Genomic DNA, 21050 nt, shown 5'->3' with positions numbered 1-21050 from the left:
AACTAAATGAGGTGAAGATATGTATAAAAAGTTAATTCCTGATATTATCGTGGAAAATATCTATGATATCAATTTAGACTTTTTAAAAGAAAAAAGAATTACCAGTCTTGTCTTAGATATTGACAACACTTTAGTACCTCAAAAATCAAAATTTCCCGACAAAATGACTATTGAATGGCTTGAAAAAGTAAAAAAAGAGGGGTTTAAAATTTGCCTCATTTCAAATAACACTAAAAGAAGAGTGAATGAATTTAAAGAAAAGGTTGGTGTACCTGGAATAGCTTGGGCTATTAAACCGAGAAAAGGAGCTTTTAAAAAGGCTTTAAAGATTTTAGATGCTAAGCCTAATGAGACTGCTTTAATAGGGGACCAAATATTTACAGATATTCTTGGAGGAAAAAGAGCGGGCTTATATACTATTTTGGTTAAGCCTTTATCAAAAGACGAATTAGGATGGACTAAACTGATGAGAAAAGCAGAACAACATGTACTTAAAAGGGTTGAAAGATATGGAAATTAATTCAAAGACTAAATTGTTTGGTCTTATAGGTCATCCTGTGGAACATAGTTTATCACCTTTAATACATAACTACGCTTTTAAATCTTTAAATTTAAATTATGTCTACACTGTTTTTGATGTTTTTCCAGAAAAGCTTGAAGATGCAGTAAAAGGAATAAAAGCTTTGGGAATAAAAGGGGTTAATGTGACTATTCCTCATAAAGAAAAAATAATTAAATACTTAGATGTGGTTTCAGAAGAAGCACTTAAAATTGGCGCAGTCAATACTTTAGTCAATGAAGAAGGAATATTAAAAGGATATAATACGGACGTTTACGGCTTTATAGATTCATTGACAGAAGTAGAAGAAAAAATTAAAGGTAAAAAAGCTGTTGTGTTAGGAGCTGGAGGAGCGTCTAAAGCAGTTTGTGTTGCCCTAGCTTTAGAAAAAATAAATGAAATAGTAATTGCCAATAGAAATGTTGAAAAGGCAAAAGAATTGTCAGAATATATTAAAAGGGAATTTAAGGTTTCGTGTAATTACTGCAGTATAAATGAAGTAGAGAAAATACCTGAAATGGACATACTTGTTAACACTACAAGTGTAGGAATGTATCCTAATGTTGAAGATTCACCTGTTTGCGAAAAAGTGGTTTCACGGGCTAAATTTGTCTATGATGTTATATATAATCCTTTTGAAACTGTTTTTTTAAAATATGCTAAAAGAAATGGAATAAAGTATTCTAATGGACTTTCTATGTTGGTAAATCAGGCTAATTATTCTTTTAAATTATGGACGGGGGGATTTTTCGACAAAAATTTAGTATACAGGCGTTTAAAAGAAGGAATTACGAATAATTTGTAGAATATTTTATAAAGAGAGATGAAGTGAGGCTATAGGTGGCACTTTACGCCTCATGGATTGAATGGTGCAACCGGCTTTATGTCGGCTTTATTATTTTTGGAGGTATATTTTATGGTCAGGAAAAAGCTGGGAGAACTTTTGGTTGAGGCAGGGCTTATAACAGAAGAACAACTGAAACACGCAATAGAAGTTCAGAGTAAAACAGGAGAAAAATTAGGAAAAGTTCTTATTAAATCGGGGTATGTTACAGAAAGCCAAATACTAGAAGCTTTGGAGTTTCAATTGGGTATTCCCCATGTTGATTTGCACAAATATTATATTGACCCAGAGGTGGCAAAATTAATTCCCGAAGCTGTTGCTAAAAGACATACTATTATTCCTATAAAAAAAGATAAAGATGGTATATTGGTAGCAATGGCAGACCCTCTAAATATTTTTGCTATTGACGATGTGAAAATTATTACAAAGCAAAATGTAAAACCGTTAATTGCTTCTGAAAGTAGCATTCTAAAAGCTATCGATAGAATATACGGGAAAGAACAGGCAGAGAAAGCAGTACAGGATTTTAAAAAGGAATTCCAAAGTGAAGCTTCAAATGAGCTACCAAGTGAAATACTTGAGGAAGTGCAAAACGCGCCTGCTGTCCGCTTTGTAAATTCTATAATTGAACAGGCAATAAAAAATAGAGCTTCAGATATTCACTTTGAACCTACAGAAAAAGATCTGCGGATTCGATTTAGGATAGATGGTCAATTGACAGAAGCTATGAGAACTATAAAAAGCACTCATGCACCTGTTGTGACGAGGGTAAAAATAATGGCAAACATGAATATTGCAGAAAGAAGACTTCCACAGGATGGAAGATTTGAGTTTGTTTCAAACGAAAAAAATATAGATGTAAGGGTTTCATCTTTGCCTACTGTTTTTGGCGAAAAATTGGTTTTAAGGCTTTTGGATAAAGAAAATTTCGTGATGACAAAGGAACAGTTAGGTTTTGATAAAGAGGATTTAGTGCTTTTTGATAAACTAATAAAAAGACCTTATGGTATTGTGCTTTTAACTGGACCTACAGGTAGTGGCAAAACCACTACTTTGTATGCCATGTTAAAAGAACTCAACAAACCTAATGTAAATATAATAACTGTGGAAGACCCTGTGGAGTATTCTATAGAAGGAATAAATCAGGTGCAGGTTAATGAAAAAGCAGGTCTTACTTTTGCTACTGCTCTTCGGTCTATTTTAAGACAAGATCCAGACGTAATAATGATTGGAGAAATTAGGGATACAGAGACTGCAGAGATAGCTATTCGTTCTGCGATAACGGGGCATTTGGTTCTTTCTACTTTGCACACAAATGATGCAGCAGGAGCAATGACAAGGCTTATTGATATGGGTATAGAACCTTATCTTGTTTCTTCTGCTGTGGTTGGAGTTATAGCCCAAAGACTAGCGAGAAAGATATGCGATAATTGTAAAATTTCTTATAAAGCTTCAGAGAGCGAGAAAAAAAATATTGGGAGTAGAGGAAAAGAAAGACTTTACTTTATACAGAGGAAGGGGATGTCCTGTTTGCAATAAGACAGGGTATAGAGGAAGAATTCCCATATATGAGATACTGACTGTTACTTCTAACATCAGAGAACTTATAAACGCTAAAGCTTCTTCTGATGTAATTAAAGAACAAGCGGTGAAAAATGGAATGAAAACTTTAAGAGAAAGCGCCAAAAAATTTGTATTAGAAGGAAAAACCACAATTGATGAAATGTTAAGACTAACTTATGAGGGCTGAGGCATATGGATACAAAAGAACTGTTAAAATTAGTAGTTGAAAAAAAAGCTTCTGATTTACATATAACGGTGGGAGTACCTCCGGTTCTTAGAATTAATGGCTATTTAGAAAAAGTAGAAGATGAACCTTTTACTCCTGAGCAAACAGAAGAAATAGTTAAAGATTTATTGACAAGTGATCAATTGCAAAAACTAGAGCAAAATGGAGATATTGACTTGTCTTATTCAGCTGCAGGATTAGGAAGGTTTAGAATAAATGTATACAAACAGAGGGGAAGCTATAGCCTTGCAATAAGGTCAGTAGCTTTGCAGATTCCTTCCATAGAAGAATTGGGGCTTCCTACAATTCTTAAGGACTTGGCTTTAAAGACAAGAGGGCTTATACTGGTGACAGGACCTACTGGCAGCGGCAAATCTACCACGTTAGCTTCAATGGTAGATTGGATAAATTCTAAAAGGACTTGCCATATTCTTACCCTTGAAGATCCTATAGAATATTTACATAAACACAACAAAAGCATAGTAAATCAAAGGGAAATTGGTCATGATGCGGTATCTTTCGCTTCTGCTTTAAGAGCTGCCTTAAGAGAAGATCCAGATGTTATACTAGTTGGAGAAATGAGGATTTAGAAACCATTCAAATTGCCATAACTGCTGCTGAGACAGGACACTTGGTTTTGTCGACTCTTCACACAATAGGAGCCGTTAAGACTATTGACAGGATTATCGATGTTTTCCCACCTCACCAGCAGCAACAGATAAAGATACAGCTTTCTAATGTGTTGGAAGGCATTATTTCGCAGCAACTTATTCCCAAAAAAGATAACAGCGGTAGAGTAGTTGCAACAGAAGTTATGATTGCTACTCCTGCTATAAGAAATCTTATAAGAGAAGGTAAAACTTTTCAGATACAATCGGTAGTTCAAACAGGCAGCAAGTTTGGCATGATGACAATGGATATGTCTATTTTACACTTGTTAAAAACAGGAGTTATATCATTAGAGGATGCTTTGACCTATTGCGTAGACAAAGAGAATTTTTCTCGCATGATATAGAGGTGGTTATATGCCGTTATACGCTTACAGGGCGAGGGATATGGCAGGAAATCTCATTGTGGGAACTTTAGAGGTTGATTCTAAATCTCAGTGCATTGACGTTTTAAAGCAAAAAAATTATTATATAATTGATATAAAAGAAGAAATTGTAAAACAGGACATATTAGATTTTGGGTCTTTTAAAAGGGTAAAGATAAAGGATATTGCTGTTTTTTGTAGACAGTTTGCTACCTTGATAAATGCAGGCATTCCTATAGTGACTGCTTTGGCTACTATGAAAGAACAGGTGGAGAATAAAAGATTAAAAAATGCATTAAGAGAAGTCTATGAAGAAGTTCAAAAAGGAAAGTCTCTATCTGATGCGATGAAAAAACAGGGAGATGTTTTTCCTGTGCTTTTGTACAATATGGTAGAAGTAGGGGAAGTAAGTGGAACTTTGGATAAAGTTATGAATGAAATGGCAGACCACTATGAGAAAGAGAATGAATTAAATCAAAAAGTGAAATCTGCTTTGACTTACCCTGTGATTGTATCTTTTGTTGCAGTATTAGTTGTTATTTTTCTTTTGACAAATGTTTTACCTATTTTTGTAGGTTTGTTCAAAAATGCTGGAGTCCAGTTGCCTCTTCCCACTCGAATACTAATTGCTATAAGCAGTTCTATATCTCAATATTGGTACTTTTACACAGGAGTAATTTTGGTGATTTCTTATTCGATTTCGAGTTTTTTGAAGACACCTGAAGGAAGGCGCATTTATGACAGAATGCTTTTAAACATGCCAATCTTTGGCCCTCTAAACAAAAAGATTTTAATTTCCAGGTTTACAAGGACTTTAGGAACATTGATAAGTGCTGGTGTACCGCTTATGAAGGCAATGGAAGTAGTAGAAAAAGTTGTGGGTAATACAGTAGTAGCAGAAGGTCTTGGGAAAGCTCAAGAGGATATAAAAAAAGGCTTACCCCTTTCAGAACCTTTAAAAAGAATTGGCATTTTCCCGCCAATGGTGATTCAGATGATAAGTATTGGTGAAAGTTCAGGTTCATTGGACAGCATATTAAATAAAACTGCTGATTTTTATGACGGAGAAGTGGATACAGCTGTCTCACAAATGACAACTCTTCTAGAGCCATTAATAATTGTTATGCTGGCGACAGTGGTAGGATTTATAGTTATTTCAATTGTCATGCCGCTGTTCCAATTATACAATTTCATAGGTCAGTGATATTGGGAAAGGGGGTGAAAAAGGATGGAATGGTTTGTAAAAGCATTAAACAAGGATGAGAGAGGTTTTACACTAATTGAATTGATTGTTGTCATTGCAATTTTAGGGATACTGGCAGCAATCGCTGTGCCGAGAGTGACAACGTCATTGTCAAATGCGAAAACTAATGCTGATGAGGCAAATATAAAGATATTACAAAACGCAGTGGAGCGATATTATGTTGAGAAAGGGACGTATCCTTCAGAGTTGAATGATCTTGTTCCAGACTATATTGACAAAATACCAACTCCACAGCAAGGTGGAACATTTGAGTTGGATAGTAATCATAAGGTATATATAAAAAAATAACACCCCACGGGCACATTTTTGTGCCCTCCTTACTATTTTTTAGGAGGCAATTTTAATCATGAAAATGCTAATTTACATACTCATATTTCTATTCGGCACAATTATAGGAAGTTTTTTAAATGTAGTCATATATAGAGTTCCCAGAAAAGAGTCCATAATATACCCTTCCTCCCATTGTCCCAGATGTGGTCATGAATTAAATGGTATTGATTTAATACCAATATTGAGTTATATTTTACTTAAAGGAAGATGCAGGTACTGTGGAGAAAAAATTTCAATAAGATACCCTGTTGTGGAGCTGCTTACAGGAATTGTATTTGTAATAATTTACTCTAAATTTGGGTTGGACGTGAAGGCTTTTTCTTACATGTTTCTTTCTTCTGTGCTGATTTCAGCAAGTTTTATAGATTCGGAACATAAAATCATACCCAATAGCATAATAATAGCTGGATTTATAGGCGCTTTAATTTTTAGACTACTTATGTATAGTTATGGCTTTTTAGACTATATTCTGGGATTTTTATTGGGTGGGGGAGTACTTCTTCTCATCTCTCTTCTCTCAGGAGGGAAATGGGGGGAGGGGATGTAAAATTAATGGCTCTTATAGGCTTTTTTATAGGATGGAAGCTTGTGCTTTTAAATTTGTTGCTGGGTGTTGTGTTGGGAGCTTTGGCAGGTGTTTTACTTGTACTTTTTAAGATAAAGAGCAGAAAGGACTACATACCTTTTGCACCTTATCTGTCTTTAGGATGGCTTATTTCAATCTTATACGGATATGAGATTTTAAATTACTATTTAAAACTCATAAGAGGCTAAGCTTATGAAAAAAGAAGAAGGGTTAACTTTAATAGAACTGGTGACGGTTTTAGCTATTTTATCCGTTATAGTTCTTATAGTTATTCCTTCCTCTAACTTTTTTGATACGACAAGGTCAAATGTAAGGCTTACTCTTATTGCCCATGAGGTTGTAAATGACTTAAGATACATACAGCAAAAAAGTATTTTTGAAGGCGAAATTTTATATTTTAAAAGCAAATCAGATAATACAGGATACTACATAAACAGATATAATGACAATAAAAATATTAAGACAAAAAATTTGCCTAAAGGAATCAAAATAAGTAAAAAAGATGGCGGAAAAGTAGAAATATACTTTAATCAGATGGGAACTCCTATTGGAGCTTGTACAATAACTTTAAAAAATGATAAGGGAAGCGAAATTTACATAAGTGTAGCAGTCGTTACAGGGCGCATTATGATAAGTGGGAAAAACTATTAGGAGTGATTTTATGAAGATTTTAAAGGACAATAAAGGTATGACTTTAGTAGAAGTACTTGTCTCAATAGCTATATTTGCAATAATGGCAATACCTCTTTTGGGCATTTTTAGTCAATCTGCTGTTACTTCTGCTAATTCTAAGGTAAAGACAAAAGAAGCTACTATTGCGCAAACAATTGCAGAAAATATAAAATCGGGGATTGTAAAAGATAATTCAGATTTAGCCCAAATAGTAGATGACTTTGAAAAGGAAGGCTTTTTAACTTATGTAGAACGAAAAACTTCTATAGGAGATCTTTCTCAGTATCAAATCAAAGTAGGAAAAATTGGTTCAAACACTCCTATGTATATCCTTTATGTTATGGCGCCTAAAACGGAAATTACTTCTTATGTTTCAGTAGAAATACCTTCTGAAGAAGACCATAGTGGAGATGGTAGTGGTAGTAACGATGTAATAAAGCATGTAGTAGACTGATAACAATAGTAATAATTGCAACATGGACTGCTTTATTTTTAGGCTTCGTGGTAGTCACGTTAGGTTGGAATGAGTTTACCAAAACAAAAATTTTGACTATTGCAAACACGGTTGTTAACATGGTAAAAGAGGATGTTACTAGTTTAAAAGAAATAGGGACAAAAGCTTCAGAAATTGCCGGCGTTAAGATTCCATGGTGGTTAAAATGGTGGTAAAACAAGAAGAAGGATTTACCCTCATTGAACTTATTGTGACATTGGCAATACTCGGAGTGGTAATAGGAGTTTACTCTTTGCTGTATTATTCAGGATATAAATCTTTTGTAAGCACCCAGAATAATGTAGATGTAGAGCAAAATGTTAGGATTGCAATGAATTATATAGTGTCCTTGTTAGAAAAAGGGCCTTCTGAAGTTGAGATTATTGATAATGGCTGTGGTCTGTCTATAAAAAAGGTATTAACTAAAGAAGGGTATCGCGATTATAAAATAACTCTAGAAAGTCCTATTCTTTATATTCATATCAAAGAATCTGATACAGACAGCAGAGGGAGTAAGCTTCAATTAGCTGTTAATATTTATGATTTTAAGGTGACTACAAAAAATAGCAATATGGTGAATATTGAAATAACTGGGCAAAGTGATGATAAGGGTTCCAACAGGTTTTCTCTTTCTACAGAGGTTTTTTTAAGAAAGAGTGATATAAATGTTAAGTGAAAGAGGTTCTGCCTTAATTTTTACTTTAATGGTAATTTTGATTCTCTCGGTTTTAGCTGTAGCAATCTTAGAAATAACTATTACAAATTACAAAATTTCTTACGCATATGCTAATTCCATATCAGCTACATACGCTGCTGAAGCAGGATTAGAAAAGGCAAAGAGTGAGTTTAACTCTGATTTATTAAATACTTTGTCGAATATAGCAAGGACAAAAATTAATGCAAATGCGGGCAAAGTTTCAAATGAAGTTTTGACACAAGATATCTATAGAGATATAGCTTCATACCTTCAAGAAAATGTGTTTAGTAAATATCCTCAAACATGGTATTTAGGTGATAATGGCCAGAAATATACTGTAAAAAGTATTAGTTTAGATAGTAATTATGTTAGAATGACTTATACTATACACATATACGCCGAAGGGGAATATAGAAATTTTAAAAAAGAAGGATATGCTCAATTAATTATAAACTTAGAGTCACTAAGTCCACTTACTGTTTCTAAGTGGGAAATAAAATAAGGAGAGGGTTTTTTATGCATCTTAAAAATTACATGGAAGACGCTGTTGAGCAAATGATGGATGAGGTTTTGAAAGATTTAGACGTTTGTAAATGCTTACGATGTAGGATGGACATAAAGGCTTTAGCACTTAACAATTTGCCTCCAAAATATGTTGTATCAGAAGAAGGAGAACTGTATGTAAAGACAAATGAGTTGGTAAGGCAATTTGAGGTAGACATAATAAAGGCTATAACAATGGCTGCTATTAAGGTAAACAACAATAAGCGCCATTAGGAGGTAAAAAATGCTTGGAATTGAAATAGGGAATTTTAATACAAAATTATTAATTGCAGAAAAAAACAATAAATTTTTTGGTAAAAGGTTAATGATAAATACGCCTTCTAATGTGATAACTAATGGTAAAATTATTGATATAAATTCATTGGCAGATGTAATTAATGAGACTTTGAAAAGGAATAATGCCAAAGAAAAGCAAGTGTGTTTTACTATTTCCAGCTCAAATAATATAATAAGGGATTTAGAATTGCCATTAATGAAAGAAGAGGAAGTCGAAAAGGCCTTATACTATGAGATTGAGCAATACATTCCTGACACTGAAAGTTATGTAATAGATTATAGATATTTACCTAATATTGCGGAAAAAGACAAAATGATTAGAGTGCTAATTGCTTCGTCTCCTAAAGATATAATAGAAAAATATGTTAAATTAGCAGAGATGTTAAAATTAAAATTAGAAGCCATTGATATTTATAGCAATTCAATTTATAAAGCTTGTAAAAAGGTGAATTTAGCTGAGGGAATAGTGTCAGTTGTAGATATAGGGGCAGTTGTTACCAACGTGATGGTGATTGATAACGGAAATTACATTTTTAGTAGGAGCATAGAGTTTGGTGGAAATAAAATTACACAAATAATTGCAAATGCCTTTAATATAGATTTTCAAGCAGCAGAAGAATATAAAAGGGCAAAAAAAATTATTGGTGAAGAAAGCTATAAAGACATAGAAGAAACTATACTCTTCTCCTTTTCGGAATTGTTTCAACAGTTAAGCAGGGTATTTGACTTTTATTATGCTACATATCATAAAAATATACAAAAGATTATCATGATAGGCGGTACTTCTAAACTTTTCGGGTTGAGAGAATACGTGGAAAATTATTTTAGGATACCTGCTTTTGTGCCAGAAATAGAAGATTATTTATACTTTTTACCTGTTTATGGATGCCTTTTAAGGGGGGAGTAAATTGAAGGATATAAACCTCATACCAGCTGAACTAAAAGAACAAAAAATACGAAGAAAAAAGCAAATATCCTACCTTTTTTTTGTATTTGCTTTAATTACCATTATTTTTGCCTTAATAGCCTTTCCAATGGTGTATATCAATGAATTGTATCAAGATTTAAAATACGTAAATAATGAATTAGGCAAGTTTAAAAACATTTCACAGTTGCAGCAAAATGTAAAAGATTTATCTCTTTACATAGATAAGAAGAGAAGCATAATTAAAAAATTACAAAGCCAGAAACTGGATGCAATAAATATGTTGGAGAATTTAGCCTTAAATATACCTGAGAAAGTCTCTATTGACGTTTTGAAGTATGAAAATAATATTTTAGAAATAGATGGAGAAGCATTTTCAGAATCTGATATTGCAGCTTTTATGCTTAATCTTAGAGGTCTAAATTATGTAGAAGACGTGAAAATAGAATCTATAGATTTGACTGATAGAGGCCTTTTAAAATATATTTTGCATGTAAAAATCAAGGTGGTATCGTAGATGAGGCTTACCAAGAGAGAAAGAGTATTAATTTATTTTGCTATTGTACTTGGATTTTTAGCGCTTTATTATCAATATTATTTAGCTCCCAAAATTTTAGAAATACAAAATTTATCAGTTGAATTAAAAAGTAAAAAACAAATTTTAGAACAAGTAGCTGCTTTAAACAATAAAAGTTTAAAAGAAGGTTTAAAAAAGCAACAAACTCAACTAAAGGAATTAAGCATGATTTTACCAGAGGAGAGGGATATAGAAATTTTTCTTTTTAATTTACAACAAATGGTCAATGATACAGGTGTAAAGACAAAAAGCTTAGCTTTTGGAAACCCAGATCAACCTCAAGATGAAACTAATAATAGAAAAAAAGAAGATTTTGTAACAATACCTGTAAATATTACTGTTTCAGGTAATTATGATGAGATTATAGCTTTTCTGAAAGAAATACAAAATTCTAAGAGACTTTGTAACATTCAAAGTTTCTATATTGAAAAAGATACAAATCAGAAAAATCTTCTTTTGACTCTTCAAGTTTTTATTTATTCAATGAAAGACAGTGGTGGTGCTTCAATACCGATAGATTTTTTAAAAGGTAAAAGTGACCCTTTCAAGTCTCTGTATGATGATACCAGAAGTGAACAATCAAATAATGTAGAACAGCCTTCTGCTTCTCAATCTCCTCAAAACATAGATGTGAATAAGGTAATAACTGATACTATAGAAAAAGTTTTAAAAGAGAAAATACCTTCATTGCCTTAGGGAGGAAATATTCATGAAAAACATCGTTTTAACGGGTTTTATGGCTACCGGGAAAACTACTGTTGGCAAAAAAGTAGCTACCACTATGTCCTTTGGTTTTATAGATACGGATAAAATGATTGAAAAAATGGCAAATATGACTGTTTCAGATATTTTTGAAAAATATGGAGAAGAATATTTTAGAAAATTAGAAAAAATGGCAGTTAAAAAAGCAGCCCGATTAAAAAATTTTGTCATAGCTACGGGGGGAGGAGTTGTATTAAACCCTTCAAATGTTGTACAATTAAGAAAAAATGGTATAGTTATTTGCCTTAAAGCAAGGCCAGAAATTATAATGAGAAATATAGGAAAGAATAAAGAGAGGCCTCTTCTTATGGTGGATAATCCAGAAGAGAAAATAAGACAGCTTCTAAAAGAAAGAGAGCATTTTTATAGGTTTGCCGACTACACTATTGATGTCTCTGATATGACTATAGATGAAGTAGCAGATGAGGTTATAAAAGCTTACATTAGACTTAAGAAAGGATGAGGGGATTGACAATAAAATTTGGACCTTCTGGGAATTCTGATAGGTTCTACAAAGAAGGGCATAAGTCTTCTCTAGAGATGCCTGAATGGCTCCATAACATGGGACTTGATGCGTATGAATATTCTTTTTCAAGGGGAGTAAAAATTAGCGAAAAAATGGCTAAAGAGCTGAAAGAAAGAGCAGAAAAGTTTAATATAACTATTACTGTTCATGCTCCTTATTACATAAACTTAGCTACTACGGATAAAACCAAAATGGAGAATTCCAAAAGATATTTAATAGATAGTTTAATTGCAGGAAAATGGATGGGGGCTAAAAGGGTAACTTTTCATCCTGGTTCGGGAACAGAAGGGGGGAGAAAAGAGGCTTTAGAAAGAGCAAAAAAACTTTTAAAGGAAATTTTAAAAGAGATGGAGGATAAAGAACTCACCGATGTAACCATATGTCCAGAGACAATGGGAAAGAAAAACCAATTGGGTACTTTAGAGGAAGTAATGGAACTTTGCAATGTGGATGAAAGAATTATTCCAACAATAGATTTTGCCCATTTACATGCCAGAGACAGGGGAAGATTCAAGACTATAGATGATTATGCCGAAGTTTTAGACGTTATTGAAAAATCTTTGGGAAAGGAAAGGTTAAAAAGAATACACGTCCATTTTAGTAGAATTGAATATACAGATCAGGGAGAAAAAAGGCATTGGACACTAGCTGACACTCAATACGGGCCAGAATTTGAGCCTTTGGCACAGCTTTTCTATGAAAGAAAGATGCAGCCCATTGTTATATGTGAATCGAGAGGAACTATGGCAGAAGATGCTTTAAAACTTAAAAAGATATATTTAAATGTTGCCAAAAGGATGTCGGAAATATGAGAATTGTAGTAAAAGTTGGCACAAGCACTTTGACTTATGAAAATGGTAAATTGAATTTAGAAATAATGGAAAAGTTAGTAAGACAAATCGCTAATTTATTAAATAGGGGAGAAAATGTAATATTAGTAACCTCTGGAGCAATTGGGGCAGGTATGGGAAAATTAAATTTAAAGGAAAAACCTAAAACCATTCCAGAAAAACAATCTTTAGCGGCTATAGGGCAAGGGCTTTTAATCGAAATTTATGAAAAGTTTTTTAATGAATATGGAAAAATTACCGCGCAAGTTCTTTTGACTAAGGAAGATTTTAGCGACAGAAAAAGATATTTGAATGTCAGTTATACCTTGTCAAACCTACTAAGATGGGGCGTTGTGCCAATAATAAATGAAAATGATACAGTAACTGCTGAGGAAATTAAAATTGGAGATAACGACACTTTAGCGGCGTTGCTTGCTAGTTTAGTTGAGGCTGACCTTTTAATAATTTTAACTGACATCGATGGGCTTTATGATAAAGACCCACGAATTTACAAAGATGCAAAAATTATAGAAGTCGTAGAAGAGTTTTCAGAGGAATTGTTTAAAATTGCTGGTAGTGCTGGGACAAAAAGAGGGACGGGGGGGATGTATACAAAAATTCAAGCAGCGAAAATATGTTGGAATTCAGGAGTTAAGATGATTATAGCGAACGGGAAAATTGACAATGTATTAAACCGGATAACAAATGGCGAGAAAATTGGTACTACATTTTTGCCTATGAAAAAGCCAATAAGTAGCAGGAAAGTTTGGATTGCTTTTAATGCGAAAGTGAGTGGGAGACTTTTTATTGATGAAGGCGCAGCGAAAGCAATTGTAAAGCATGGGAAAAGCCTATTGCCAAGTGGAGTTGTAAAGACTGAAGGAGATTATGATGTAGGAGACTGTGTTGTAGTGTTTGACCATCAAGAAAAAGAAATTGCCAGAGGACTTATTAATTATTCTTCAGAAGAAGTTGAAAAAATAAAAGGCTGTAAAACTTATAATATAGAAAAAATACTAGGTTATAAGTATTATGATGAAGTAATCCATAGAGATAATCTTGTAATACTTGCAAGAGGTGAGAAGTATGGAAGTTGAAGTGAAGGCGAAGCAGGCAAAAGCTGCGGCTAGAAAAATGGCTGTTGTGGATGAAAATACAAAAAATTTGGCTTTGAATCACATGGCAGATGCTTTAATAAAAGATATAGGAAAGATACTCGAAGCTAATAAAAAGGATGTTTTAGAGGCTGAAAAGAGGAATATAAAAGCTTCTCTTATAGATAGATTAAAACTTGATGAAAAAAGAATTGAAGCTATGGCAAAAGGATTAAGAGAAATTTCTACTTTTCCTGATCCCGTGGGCAGTATAGAAAAGATGTGGAAGAGACCAAATGGACTTCAAATTGGCAAAATGAGAGTGCCAATTGGGGTAATAGGGATAATTTATGAATCTCGACCAAATGTGACGGCTGATGCGGCAGGCCTTTGCTTGAAATCGGGGAATGCGGTAATTTTAAGGGGAGGAAGTGACGCGATCAATTCCAACATAGCAATTTCTTCTATTCTTGCCAAGGCTGCTTACGAAGCTGGAATTCCTGAAGGGGCAATACAACTTATAGAGAATACTGATAGAGAGGAAGTAAACCGCATGATGAAGTTAAATGGTTTAATTGACCTCATTATTCCTCGAGGGGGAGCAAGTCTTATAAAAAATGTCATTGAAAATTCTACAGTTCCTGTGATAGAGACAGGAGTAGGCAATTGCCATATTTTTGTAGATGAAACAGCTAAGTTTAATATGGCGAAAGACATCATTGTGAATGCAAAAGTTCAAAGGCCAGGGGTATGTAATGCAGTAGAGACAGTTTTGGTTCACAAATCTATTGCAAAAGAATTTTTACCTTTAATGGTAGAAGAATTGACCTCTTTGGGAGTAGAAATAAGAGGATGTCAAATTACAAAACAAATATGTCCTCAAGTTAAAGAAGCTACAGATAAGGATTGGGAAACAGAATACTTAGACCTTATACTGGCTGTAAAAGTTGTGAATAGCATAGATGAAGCTTTAGACCATATTTCAAAGTATTCCAGGGGTCATTCTGAAGCCATTATTACAGAAAATTATGAAAATGCTATGATGTTTTTAAAATGTGTAGATTCGGCTGCTGTGTATGTAAATGCTTCTACTCGCTTTACAGATGGAGGAGAATTTGGTTTCGGGGCAGAAATAGGAATAAGTACACAAAAAATGCATGCGAGAGGGCCAATGGGACTTGAGGAGCTTACCACCTATAAATATGTAATTTTAGGTAGTGGACAAATTAGGGGATAAGATATATTATAGTAAAGTGAGGTGAGATTATGAAAAGAGTTTTGATAATTCATGGCCCTAATGTAAATTTGACAGGAAAAAGAGAAAAAGAGATCTATGGAGATATAAATTACGAAGAAATAAATAATATGATAAAAAGAGAGGCTGCGAAATTAGATATAGCTGTAAAGATTCAGCAATCTAATAGTGAAGGAGAAATAATTAACCTCATTCATTCTGCAGAAAACAATTTCGACGCTATAATTATAAATCCTGCAGCTTATACTCATTACAGTTTAGCAATTATGGATGCTATTGCAGCAGTATCAGTTCCAGTAATAGAAGTCCATATTTCAAATATCTTTGGAAGGGAGGAATACAGGAAGACTTCAGTTACTGCTTCTAAATGTAAAGGTGTGATAACAGGATTTGGACCTTATAGTTATGTCCTTGCTCTCAATGCAGTTAAGTATTTAGAGGATTCAATTGGGGGGTAAAAATTTTGAATAAAAGACTGCAAAATTTAAAAGAGTTGATGAGAGAGAAAAACATAGAAGCTTTTGTTATATACAAACCTGTTAATGTTACATATATCACAGGTTTTACTGGAGATGACAGTGTAGCTTTTGTTACTCATGATAGAGCTATTTTTATTACAGATGGAAGATATACTGAACAAGCAGTGAAGGAAGTCAAAAATTTTGAAGTTATAGAACATAAAAATGGCATAAAAGAAGTTTTAAAAGAATATATTAAAACATTAGGGATAAAAAAACTGGCCTTTGAAGAAAGTGTTTCTTACAGGCAGTATAGGGAATTAAAAGAGTTTTTGGAGATTGATCTAATACCAGAGGTTAATGTGGTTGAGACTTTGAGAATGGTAAAAGATGATGAAGAAATAGAAAACATAAAAAAGGCACAAAATATAACTGATAAGGCTTTTGAGCATCTGTTAAATTTCATTAAAGTAGGAATGACAGAAAAAGAAGTAGCATTAGAATTAGAGTACTTTATGAAAAAACAAGGAGCAGAAGCTCTATCTTTTGATACGATTGTAGCATCAGGTAAAAGGTCCTCTCTTCCTCATGGAAAAGCCTCTGAAAAAGTGATAGAAAAAGGTGATTTTGTCACAATAGATTTTGGATGTAAAGTAAATGGTTATTGCTCTGATATGACAAGAACGATTGTTATGGGAAGAGCGAGTGAGAAGCAAAAAGAGATATATAACGTAGTTTTAGAAGCACAGCAGAAAGCGATAGATAATTTAAAGGCAGGACTTATGGCAAAAGAGGCGGATTTGTTAGCAAGGTCTTTAATTGAAGAAAAGGGCTATGGAAAATATTTTACTCATTCTTTAGGGCATGGTGTAGGGCTTGAAATTCATGAGGCACCTAGCTTGTCCTTCAAAAAAGAAGAAATTTTAAAAGAAAGGGTAATTGTTACAGTAGAACCGGGGATATATATTCCCGATTTTAGTGGCGTAAGAATCGAGGATATGGTATTATTAAAAGAAGATGGTGTTATAAATTTAACCAAATCACCTAAATATTTAATTGAACTAAACTAAAACAATGGAGGGATTTTTTTGATCGCAGCGGGTGATTTTAGAAAAGGAGTAACTATTGAGGTTGACGGACAGGTTTTTACAGTTGTGGATTTTATGCACGTTAAACCTGGAAAAGGTGCTGCTTTTGTAAGAACGAAACTTAAAAATGTTATGACAGGGGCTGTTATAGAAAAAACTTTTAGCCCAACGGAAAGATTTGAGGAAGCAATTATAGAACGGAAGGAAATGCAATACCTTTATAATGATGGAGACCTTTATTATTTTATGGACACAGAAACCTACGAACAAATTCCTTTAAATTATGACAAAGTAGAAGATGCAATTAAGTTTATAAAGGAAAATATGACTGTTACAGTAAAGTTCTATAAAGGTGAAGCTTTTTCCGTTGAGCCTCCTACTTTTGTTGAGCTGGAAGTCGTGGAAACAGAACCTGGGTTTAGAGGAGATACTGCAACGGGCGGTTCTAAGCCGGCAACTGTAGAAACTGGTGCTGTCATCCAAGTTCCATTGTTTATAAATGTTGGAGACAAAATAAGAATCGATACTCGAACCGGAGAATATTTAGAGAGGGTATAAACGCAGCAAATTGTCGAATACTATTTTGTAAAGGAGGGTATGTGATATGGAATATTTAAACGAAAGAGTTCCTACTTAAGAGGATTAGCAGACGGTTTAGGGATAGATGACAGCACAAAAGAAGGGAAAATAATTTTGGCAATTTTAGATACTTTAGAAGATTTTGCAGATGCGATAAATGAGCTGGAAGCTTCTCATTCTGAATTGGACGATTATGTGGGAGAAATAGATGAAGACCTTTCTGAAATCGAAAATCACATATATGGCGATGAGGACTATGAGGATGACGACTATGAGTACGATTATGACGATGATGAGGATGAAGAGGATGAAGAGGAAGATTATGAAGAGTATGTGGAAGGAGAATGTCCTAATTGCCATATGTTGATGAGTGTAGAAGAAGAGCTTTTAGATGATGAAAATGCTGAGTTGGTATGCCCTCATTGCAATGAAACCTTAAAAGTAAAAGATTTGAAAATTGTAGATGACGACGACTAATGAAAATGCCCACTAGCGAAAAGTTAGTGGGTGTTTTTTATTCATAAATATCTAACCTTACAAATATAATTTTACAAGAGGAGGGACAGGTATATGAACGCAAGAAAAAATTTTGAAGAAGTTCTTTATGCTCTTCCTCCATCAGTAAGAGAGGTAATTACAAAAATTCCTGATGCCCTATTGCAAGAAGTAGAGGAAATACGCCTTAGAGTTAATAGACCTCTTACAGTTTATTTACGAAATGAAGAAAAGTTTGTATCAAAAGAAGGGACAATGTCTTTTTCACCTTCTTTGGCCTATATCGTTACTTCTGAGGATTGTGAAAAAGCTCTTCAGTTAATATCCAAATCTTCTCTTTATGCTTTTGAAGAAGAAATAAGAAACGGATATATTACCTTAAAAGGTGGTTACAGAGTTGGTATAGTTGGAAAATGCGTTTTAGAAAATGGTTATATAAAGACTTTAAAGAATATTTCTGGATACAATTATCGAATATCAAAAGATATAATAGGAGTGGCAGAGGAAATATTAAAATATTTAATTAGTACTTCTAACGGTGTACATAACATTTTAATAATATCACCTCCTCAATGTGGCAAAACCACCCTCTTAAGAGATATTGCAAGGTGGATAAGTAATGGAATAGATTTTTTAGGCTTTACGGGTAAAAAAGTAGGTATAGTAGATGAGAGGTCAGAAATTGCCGGCTGTTACAATGGCATTCCTCAATTGGATGTTGGAATAAGGACTGATGTTTTAGACGGATGTCCTAAGGCTCATGGAATGATAATGCTTATAAGGTCAATGTCCCCGCAAGTGGTAGTAACAGATGAGATAGGCAGAAAAGAGGACATAGAAGCGATTCATGAGGTGTTGAATACTGGTGTAAAGATTATAACTACAGTTCATGCTAACGACATTGAGGACCTCATGAAAAAACCTATTTTAAAAGACGTTATTTCTTTAAGATATTTTGAGCGTTATATAATTTTAAGCAATCGTTTAGGGGCAGGTACAGTAGAAAAAATATTAGATGAGAATTTTAATACTTTGTTTAAAGGGCCATATAGGAGAGGAAGGATTGACAAATGAAATTATTGGGAATGGTTTTGGTTATTTTTTCTACCAGTAGTTTGGGGTATTTGTTTGCTTTGAAATATAAAATGAGGCGCTGGATACTTAAAAGTATGATATCTTCGTTAAACCTTTTGAAAATAGAAATAACATATTCAAAAGCCCCATTAGGAGAAATACTCATGGAGATTTCCCATTCTTTAGATAAAAGTGTAAAATTCGCTTTTTTAAAGACAGATGATACTATCACAAAATGAAGGTTACACTGCAGGAGAAGCATGGGAGATTGCCTTAAAGGAATGGGACAATGGCTATCTAAAAAAAGAAGACATAGAAATTTTGAAATCTTTTGGATATGGACTTGGCAATTCTGACGTATACAACCAAGAAAAGAATTTTGATTTAGCTATTGAGCTTTTAAAAAGGCAACTTAGTAACGCAGAAGAAGAAAGTAAAAAAAATGAAAAACTTTACAAAAATATTGGGGTTTTAGCAGGACTGGCGATAAACATATTGTTTTTATAGAGGAGGATTATAATGAACATAGATATAATTTTTAAAATTGCAGCAATTGGCATTTTGGTAACAGTATTAAATCAAGTATTAATACGTTCAGGGCGAGAAGAACAAGCAATGATGGTAACACTAGCAGGAATAGTAGTAGTGTTGATGATGGTAATAAATATGATAAACAATTTGTTTAATACAGTAAAAACAATATTTCAACTTTATTAGGTGATAGAATGGAAATATTTCAAATTGTTATTTTGGGAATAATAGTTTTAATTATTTTGACAGTTCTAAAGGAAACAAATCCTGAAATGAAAATAATTTTAAGTTTGGTAACCGGAGTCATCATCTTTATGATGATTCTTCCAAAACTTAGCGCAATCGTAGAAATATTGAATACTCTTGCTAAAAAAAGTGGCCTTGACAATATTTATTTTATGACAACCTTAAAAATCATTGGAATAGCTTACATAACGGAATTCGGAGTTCAGCTGTGTCACGACGCGAATGAAAAAAATTTAGCTTCAAAGATAGAAATAGCAGGAAAAGCAATTATAATTTTTTTATCAATACCTATAATTGTTGCATTAATTGAGACAATTCTTTCAATAATACCGTGAGGTGTAAAAGATTGAAAAAGTTACTTTTTGTAATTTTAATGATTATGAGTTTATTAACTACTGCCAAAGCGGATACAGGACAACAGGACATAGAAAGGCAATTAAGAGGTATTGATACTTATCAGATTGACCGCTTTGTAAAAGAAACTAATCAAAAAAATGGCAATATATTTCCCTACGTTGATATAAAGACTTATATAGGAGATGTTATATCAGGAAAACAATCTTTTGATATAAACAAATTTTTAAAAATTTACTAAAATTATTTTTTAAAGAATTATATTCATCTGTAAAACTTTTAACACAACTTTTAATTTTAGCTGTAATTGGCGGCATATTGATGAATTTACACGGTTCTTTTGAAAATGAAAATATAAGTGAGATTGCTTTTTTAGCTGTTTATGGAATTTTTATCGTAATAGCGGTTAAAAGCTTTATAGAAGCTTTAGGAATCGGCAAAGAAGCAATTGACAGCATGGTTGATTTTATGCAATCGATGTTGCCTGTTCTTATAACTTTGCTGGTATCGGTCGGTGCTTTTACCTCTGCAGCATTTTTTCACCCTGTTGTCATTGTAACAGTTCAGTTTATAGCACATCTTATGAGGGATTTTATATTGCCTATTATTTTGCTCATGACAGCTGTAAAAATTGTAGGAAATATTTCTGAAAAGTTTAGCTTGAATAAAATGGGGGATTTTTTAAAGACCTTATCTACTGCTTCTATTTCCATTTTATTGAGTATTTTTTTAGGAGTAATAACTATACAAGGTTTATCTTCTTCAATGGCAGATGGTGTAATATCGAGAACGGCAAAATATACAGTAGGTGCTTTCTTACCAGTGGTGGGAGGACTTTTATCTGATAGTGTGGATGCAGTTATAGGGGCATCACTACTGATAAAAGGAGCTGTAGGTATTTATGGACTTATAGCAATTGTAATAATTTCCGCAATGCCTTTAATAAAGCTTTTTTCCCTTATAATTATTTATCGTTTTACCGCAGCAGTGATTGAGCCAATTTCAGACAAAAGAATAGTAAATTGCCTTTCAGAGGTGGCAACTTCTTTAACTTATGTTTTTGGGGTATTGGCTTCTGTTACTGTGATGATGTTTTTTACAATAACTGCCATTATAGGTACGGCAAGTATTACTACTATGCTGAGGTAG

Annotated in this window: 21 protein-coding genes and 7 pseudogenes; all 28 read left to right on the top strand. The window is 33.3% G+C overall.

Going from position 1 to position 21050, the window contains the following annotated elements:
* The first annotated feature begins 19 nt into the window (after positions 1 to 19).
* The 28 genes and pseudogenes from JCM7501_RS04715 to spoIIIAE all read left to right on the top strand — a co-directional run bounded on the left by JCM7501_RS04715 (position 20) and on the right by spoIIIAE (position 21050).
* The gene (locus JCM7501_RS04715) at positions 20 to 520 is read left to right on the top strand and encodes a YqeG family HAD IIIA-type phosphatase (protein ID WP_012995120.1); all 501 of its coding nucleotides are present in this window, start codon (positions 20 to 22) and stop codon (positions 518 to 520) included.
* On the top strand, positions 510 to 1364 hold the full coding sequence (gene aroE / locus JCM7501_RS04710) for a shikimate dehydrogenase (protein WP_028991951.1): 855 nt from the start codon (positions 510 to 512) through the stop codon (positions 1362 to 1364). Before JCM7501_RS04715 ends, aroE begins: the two co-directional genes overlap by 11 nt.
* 111 nt (positions 1365 to 1475) lie before the next feature.
* Positions 1476 to 3153, top strand: a pseudogene (gene gspE / locus JCM7501_RS04705) (type II secretion system ATPase GspE).
* A gap of 5 nt (positions 3154 to 3158) precedes the next feature.
* Positions 3159 to 4207 (top strand): annotated as a pseudogene (locus tag JCM7501_RS04700) (type IV pilus twitching motility protein PilT).
* A gap of 10 nt (positions 4208 to 4217) precedes the next feature.
* Positions 4218 to 5429 carry a type II secretion system F family protein gene (locus tag JCM7501_RS04695; RefSeq protein ID WP_028991950.1) on the top strand — a complete coding sequence of 404 codons (1212 nt, stop codon included), beginning with the start codon at positions 4218 to 4220 and terminating at the stop codon, positions 5427 to 5429.
* 24 nt (positions 5430 to 5453) lie between these two features.
* Positions 5454 to 5777, top strand: a complete 324-nt coding sequence (locus tag JCM7501_RS04690; RefSeq protein ID WP_028991949.1) for a competence type IV pilus major pilin ComGC — start codon at positions 5454 to 5456, stop codon at positions 5775 to 5777.
* 58 nt (positions 5778 to 5835) lie between these two features.
* Positions 5836 to 6593, top strand: a pseudogene (locus JCM7501_RS04685) (prepilin peptidase).
* Positions 6594 to 6597: 4 nt separating this feature from the next.
* Entirely contained in the window at positions 6598 to 7056 is a 459-nt protein-coding gene (locus tag JCM7501_RS04680) for a prepilin-type N-terminal cleavage/methylation domain-containing protein (RefSeq protein ID WP_028991947.1), read from the top strand.
* 10 nt (positions 7057 to 7066) lie between these two features.
* Positions 7067 to 7746, top strand: a pseudogene (locus JCM7501_RS04675) (type IV pilus modification PilV family protein).
* Positions 7737 to 8246, top strand: a complete 510-nt coding sequence (locus JCM7501_RS04670; RefSeq protein ID WP_028991945.1) for a PilW family protein — start codon at positions 7737 to 7739, stop codon at positions 8244 to 8246. The pseudogene JCM7501_RS04675 and the gene JCM7501_RS04670 overlap by 10 nt, the downstream one beginning before the upstream one ends.
* The gene (locus JCM7501_RS04665) at positions 8236 to 8769 is read left to right on the top strand and encodes a pilus assembly PilX N-terminal domain-containing protein (RefSeq protein WP_028991944.1); all 534 of its coding nucleotides are present in this window, start codon (positions 8236 to 8238) and stop codon (positions 8767 to 8769) included. Before JCM7501_RS04670 ends, JCM7501_RS04665 begins: the two co-directional genes overlap by 11 nt.
* Positions 8770 to 8783: 14 nt before the next feature.
* On the top strand, positions 8784 to 9044 hold the full coding sequence (locus JCM7501_RS04660) for a late competence development ComFB family protein (protein ID WP_028991943.1): 261 nt from the start codon (positions 8784 to 8786) through the stop codon (positions 9042 to 9044).
* Positions 9045 to 9054: 10 nt separating this feature from the next.
* Entirely contained in the window at positions 9055 to 10014 is a 960-nt protein-coding gene (gene pilM, locus JCM7501_RS04655; RefSeq protein ID WP_028991942.1) for a type IV pilus assembly protein PilM, read from the top strand.
* A gap of 1 nt (position 10015) precedes the next feature.
* A complete protein-coding gene (locus tag JCM7501_RS04650) occupies positions 10016 to 10549 on the top strand; it encodes a PilN domain-containing protein (protein ID WP_028991941.1) in 534 nt (177 codons plus the stop codon).
* The gene (locus JCM7501_RS04645) at positions 10550 to 11305 is read left to right on the top strand and encodes a type IV pilus inner membrane component PilO (protein WP_028991940.1); all 756 of its coding nucleotides are present in this window, start codon (positions 10550 to 10552) and stop codon (positions 11303 to 11305) included.
* A gap of 13 nt (positions 11306 to 11318) precedes the next feature.
* Complete coding sequence (locus JCM7501_RS04640) at positions 11319 to 11834, top strand: shikimate kinase (protein WP_028991939.1); 516 nt, start codon at positions 11319 to 11321, stop codon at positions 11832 to 11834.
* The gene (locus JCM7501_RS04635; RefSeq protein WP_028991938.1) at positions 11831 to 12709 is read left to right on the top strand and encodes a TIM barrel protein; all 879 of its coding nucleotides are present in this window, start codon (positions 11831 to 11833) and stop codon (positions 12707 to 12709) included. The genes JCM7501_RS04640 and JCM7501_RS04635 overlap by 4 nt, the downstream gene beginning before the upstream one ends.
* On the top strand, positions 12706 to 13824 hold the full coding sequence (gene proB, locus JCM7501_RS04630; RefSeq protein WP_028991937.1) for a glutamate 5-kinase: 1119 nt from the start codon (positions 12706 to 12708) through the stop codon (positions 13822 to 13824). The genes JCM7501_RS04635 and proB overlap by 4 nt, the downstream gene beginning before the upstream one ends.
* Entirely contained in the window at positions 13814 to 15058 is a 1245-nt protein-coding gene (locus tag JCM7501_RS04625) for a glutamate-5-semialdehyde dehydrogenase (protein WP_028991936.1), read from the top strand. Before proB ends, JCM7501_RS04625 begins: the two co-directional genes overlap by 11 nt.
* A gap of 29 nt (positions 15059 to 15087) precedes the next feature.
* Positions 15088 to 15534 (top strand): type II 3-dehydroquinate dehydratase, encoded by a 447-nt coding sequence (gene aroQ / locus JCM7501_RS04620; RefSeq protein ID WP_028991935.1) that lies wholly within the window; start codon positions 15088 to 15090, stop codon positions 15532 to 15534.
* Between the two features lie 5 nt (positions 15535 to 15539).
* Positions 15540 to 16604: a M24 family metallopeptidase gene (locus tag JCM7501_RS04615; protein WP_028991934.1), complete on the top strand. Its 1065-nt coding sequence runs from the start codon at positions 15540 to 15542 to the stop codon at positions 16602 to 16604.
* Between the two features lie 18 nt (positions 16605 to 16622).
* Positions 16623 to 17180 carry an elongation factor P gene (gene efp, locus JCM7501_RS04610; RefSeq protein WP_012995141.1) on the top strand — a complete coding sequence of 186 codons (558 nt, stop codon included), beginning with the start codon at positions 16623 to 16625 and terminating at the stop codon, positions 17178 to 17180.
* A 46-nt stretch (positions 17181 to 17226) separates the two neighbouring features.
* Positions 17227 to 17678, top strand: a pseudogene (locus JCM7501_RS04605) (CD1247 N-terminal domain-containing protein).
* Between the two features lie 93 nt (positions 17679 to 17771).
* Positions 17772 to 18770, top strand: coding sequence for a stage III sporulation protein AA (gene spoIIIAA / locus JCM7501_RS04600; protein ID WP_028991932.1), 999 nt, complete (start codon positions 17772 to 17774; stop codon positions 18768 to 18770).
* A pseudogene (gene spoIIIAB, locus JCM7501_RS15590) lies at positions 18767 to 19277 on the top strand (stage III sporulation protein SpoIIIAB). Before spoIIIAA ends, spoIIIAB begins: the two are co-directional and overlap by 4 nt.
* Before the next feature lie 12 nt (positions 19278 to 19289).
* Entirely contained in the window at positions 19290 to 19487 is a 198-nt protein-coding gene (spoIIIAC, locus tag JCM7501_RS04590) for a stage III sporulation protein AC (RefSeq protein WP_012995145.1), read from the top strand.
* Between the two features lie 8 nt (positions 19488 to 19495).
* The gene (gene spoIIIAD, locus JCM7501_RS04585) at positions 19496 to 19882 is read left to right on the top strand and encodes a stage III sporulation protein AD (RefSeq protein ID WP_012995146.1); all 387 of its coding nucleotides are present in this window, start codon (positions 19496 to 19498) and stop codon (positions 19880 to 19882) included.
* An 11-nt stretch (positions 19883 to 19893) separates the two neighbouring features.
* Positions 19894 to 21050 (top strand): annotated as a pseudogene (gene spoIIIAE, locus JCM7501_RS04580) (stage III sporulation protein AE).

It is taken from the genome of Thermoanaerobacter thermocopriae JCM 7501, assembly GCF_001310975.1.
GTDB lineage: Bacteria > Bacillota > Thermoanaerobacteria > Thermoanaerobacterales > Thermoanaerobacteraceae > Thermoanaerobacter > Thermoanaerobacter thermocopriae.
This window is presented reverse-complemented; position numbering and strand designations above follow the sequence as displayed.

Coding starts and splice junctions, on each gene's coding strand:
- JCM7501_RS04680 (WP_028991947.1), top strand. CDS start 6,598: ATGAAAAAAGAAGAAGGGTTAACTTTAATAGAACTGGTGACGGTTTTA.
- JCM7501_RS04660 (WP_028991943.1), top strand. CDS start 8,784: ATGCATCTTAAAAATTACATGGAAGACGCTGTTGAGCAAATGATGGAT.
- proB (WP_028991937.1), top strand. CDS start 12,706: ATGAGAATTGTAGTAAAAGTTGGCACAAGCACTTTGACTTATGAAAAT.
- JCM7501_RS04670 (WP_028991945.1), top strand. CDS start 7,737: ATGGTGGTAAAACAAGAAGAAGGATTTACCCTCATTGAACTTATTGTG.
- pilM (WP_028991942.1), top strand. CDS start 9,055: ATGCTTGGAATTGAAATAGGGAATTTTAATACAAAATTATTAATTGCA.
- spoIIIAD (WP_012995146.1), top strand. CDS start 19,496: ATGGAAATATTTCAAATTGTTATTTTGGGAATAATAGTTTTAATTATT.
- aroE (WP_028991951.1), top strand. CDS start 510: ATGGAAATTAATTCAAAGACTAAATTGTTTGGTCTTATAGGTCATCCT.
- JCM7501_RS04635 (WP_028991938.1), top strand. CDS start 11,831: ATGAGGGGATTGACAATAAAATTTGGACCTTCTGGGAATTCTGATAGG.
- JCM7501_RS04715 (WP_012995120.1), top strand. CDS start 20: ATGTATAAAAAGTTAATTCCTGATATTATCGTGGAAAATATCTATGAT.
- JCM7501_RS04695 (WP_028991950.1), top strand. CDS start 4,218: ATGCCGTTATACGCTTACAGGGCGAGGGATATGGCAGGAAATCTCATT.
- spoIIIAA (WP_028991932.1), top strand. CDS start 17,772: ATGAACGCAAGAAAAAATTTTGAAGAAGTTCTTTATGCTCTTCCTCCA.
- JCM7501_RS04690 (WP_028991949.1), top strand. CDS start 5,454: ATGGAATGGTTTGTAAAAGCATTAAACAAGGATGAGAGAGGTTTTACA.
- aroQ (WP_028991935.1), top strand. CDS start 15,088: ATGAAAAGAGTTTTGATAATTCATGGCCCTAATGTAAATTTGACAGGA.
- spoIIIAC (WP_012995145.1), top strand. CDS start 19,290: ATGAACATAGATATAATTTTTAAAATTGCAGCAATTGGCATTTTGGTA.
- JCM7501_RS04645 (WP_028991940.1), top strand. CDS start 10,550: ATGAGGCTTACCAAGAGAGAAAGAGTATTAATTTATTTTGCTATTGTA.
- JCM7501_RS04625 (WP_028991936.1), top strand. CDS start 13,814: ATGGAAGTTGAAGTGAAGGCGAAGCAGGCAAAAGCTGCGGCTAGAAAA.
- JCM7501_RS04665 (WP_028991944.1), top strand. CDS start 8,236: ATGTTAAGTGAAAGAGGTTCTGCCTTAATTTTTACTTTAATGGTAATT.
- JCM7501_RS04640 (WP_028991939.1), top strand. CDS start 11,319: ATGAAAAACATCGTTTTAACGGGTTTTATGGCTACCGGGAAAACTACT.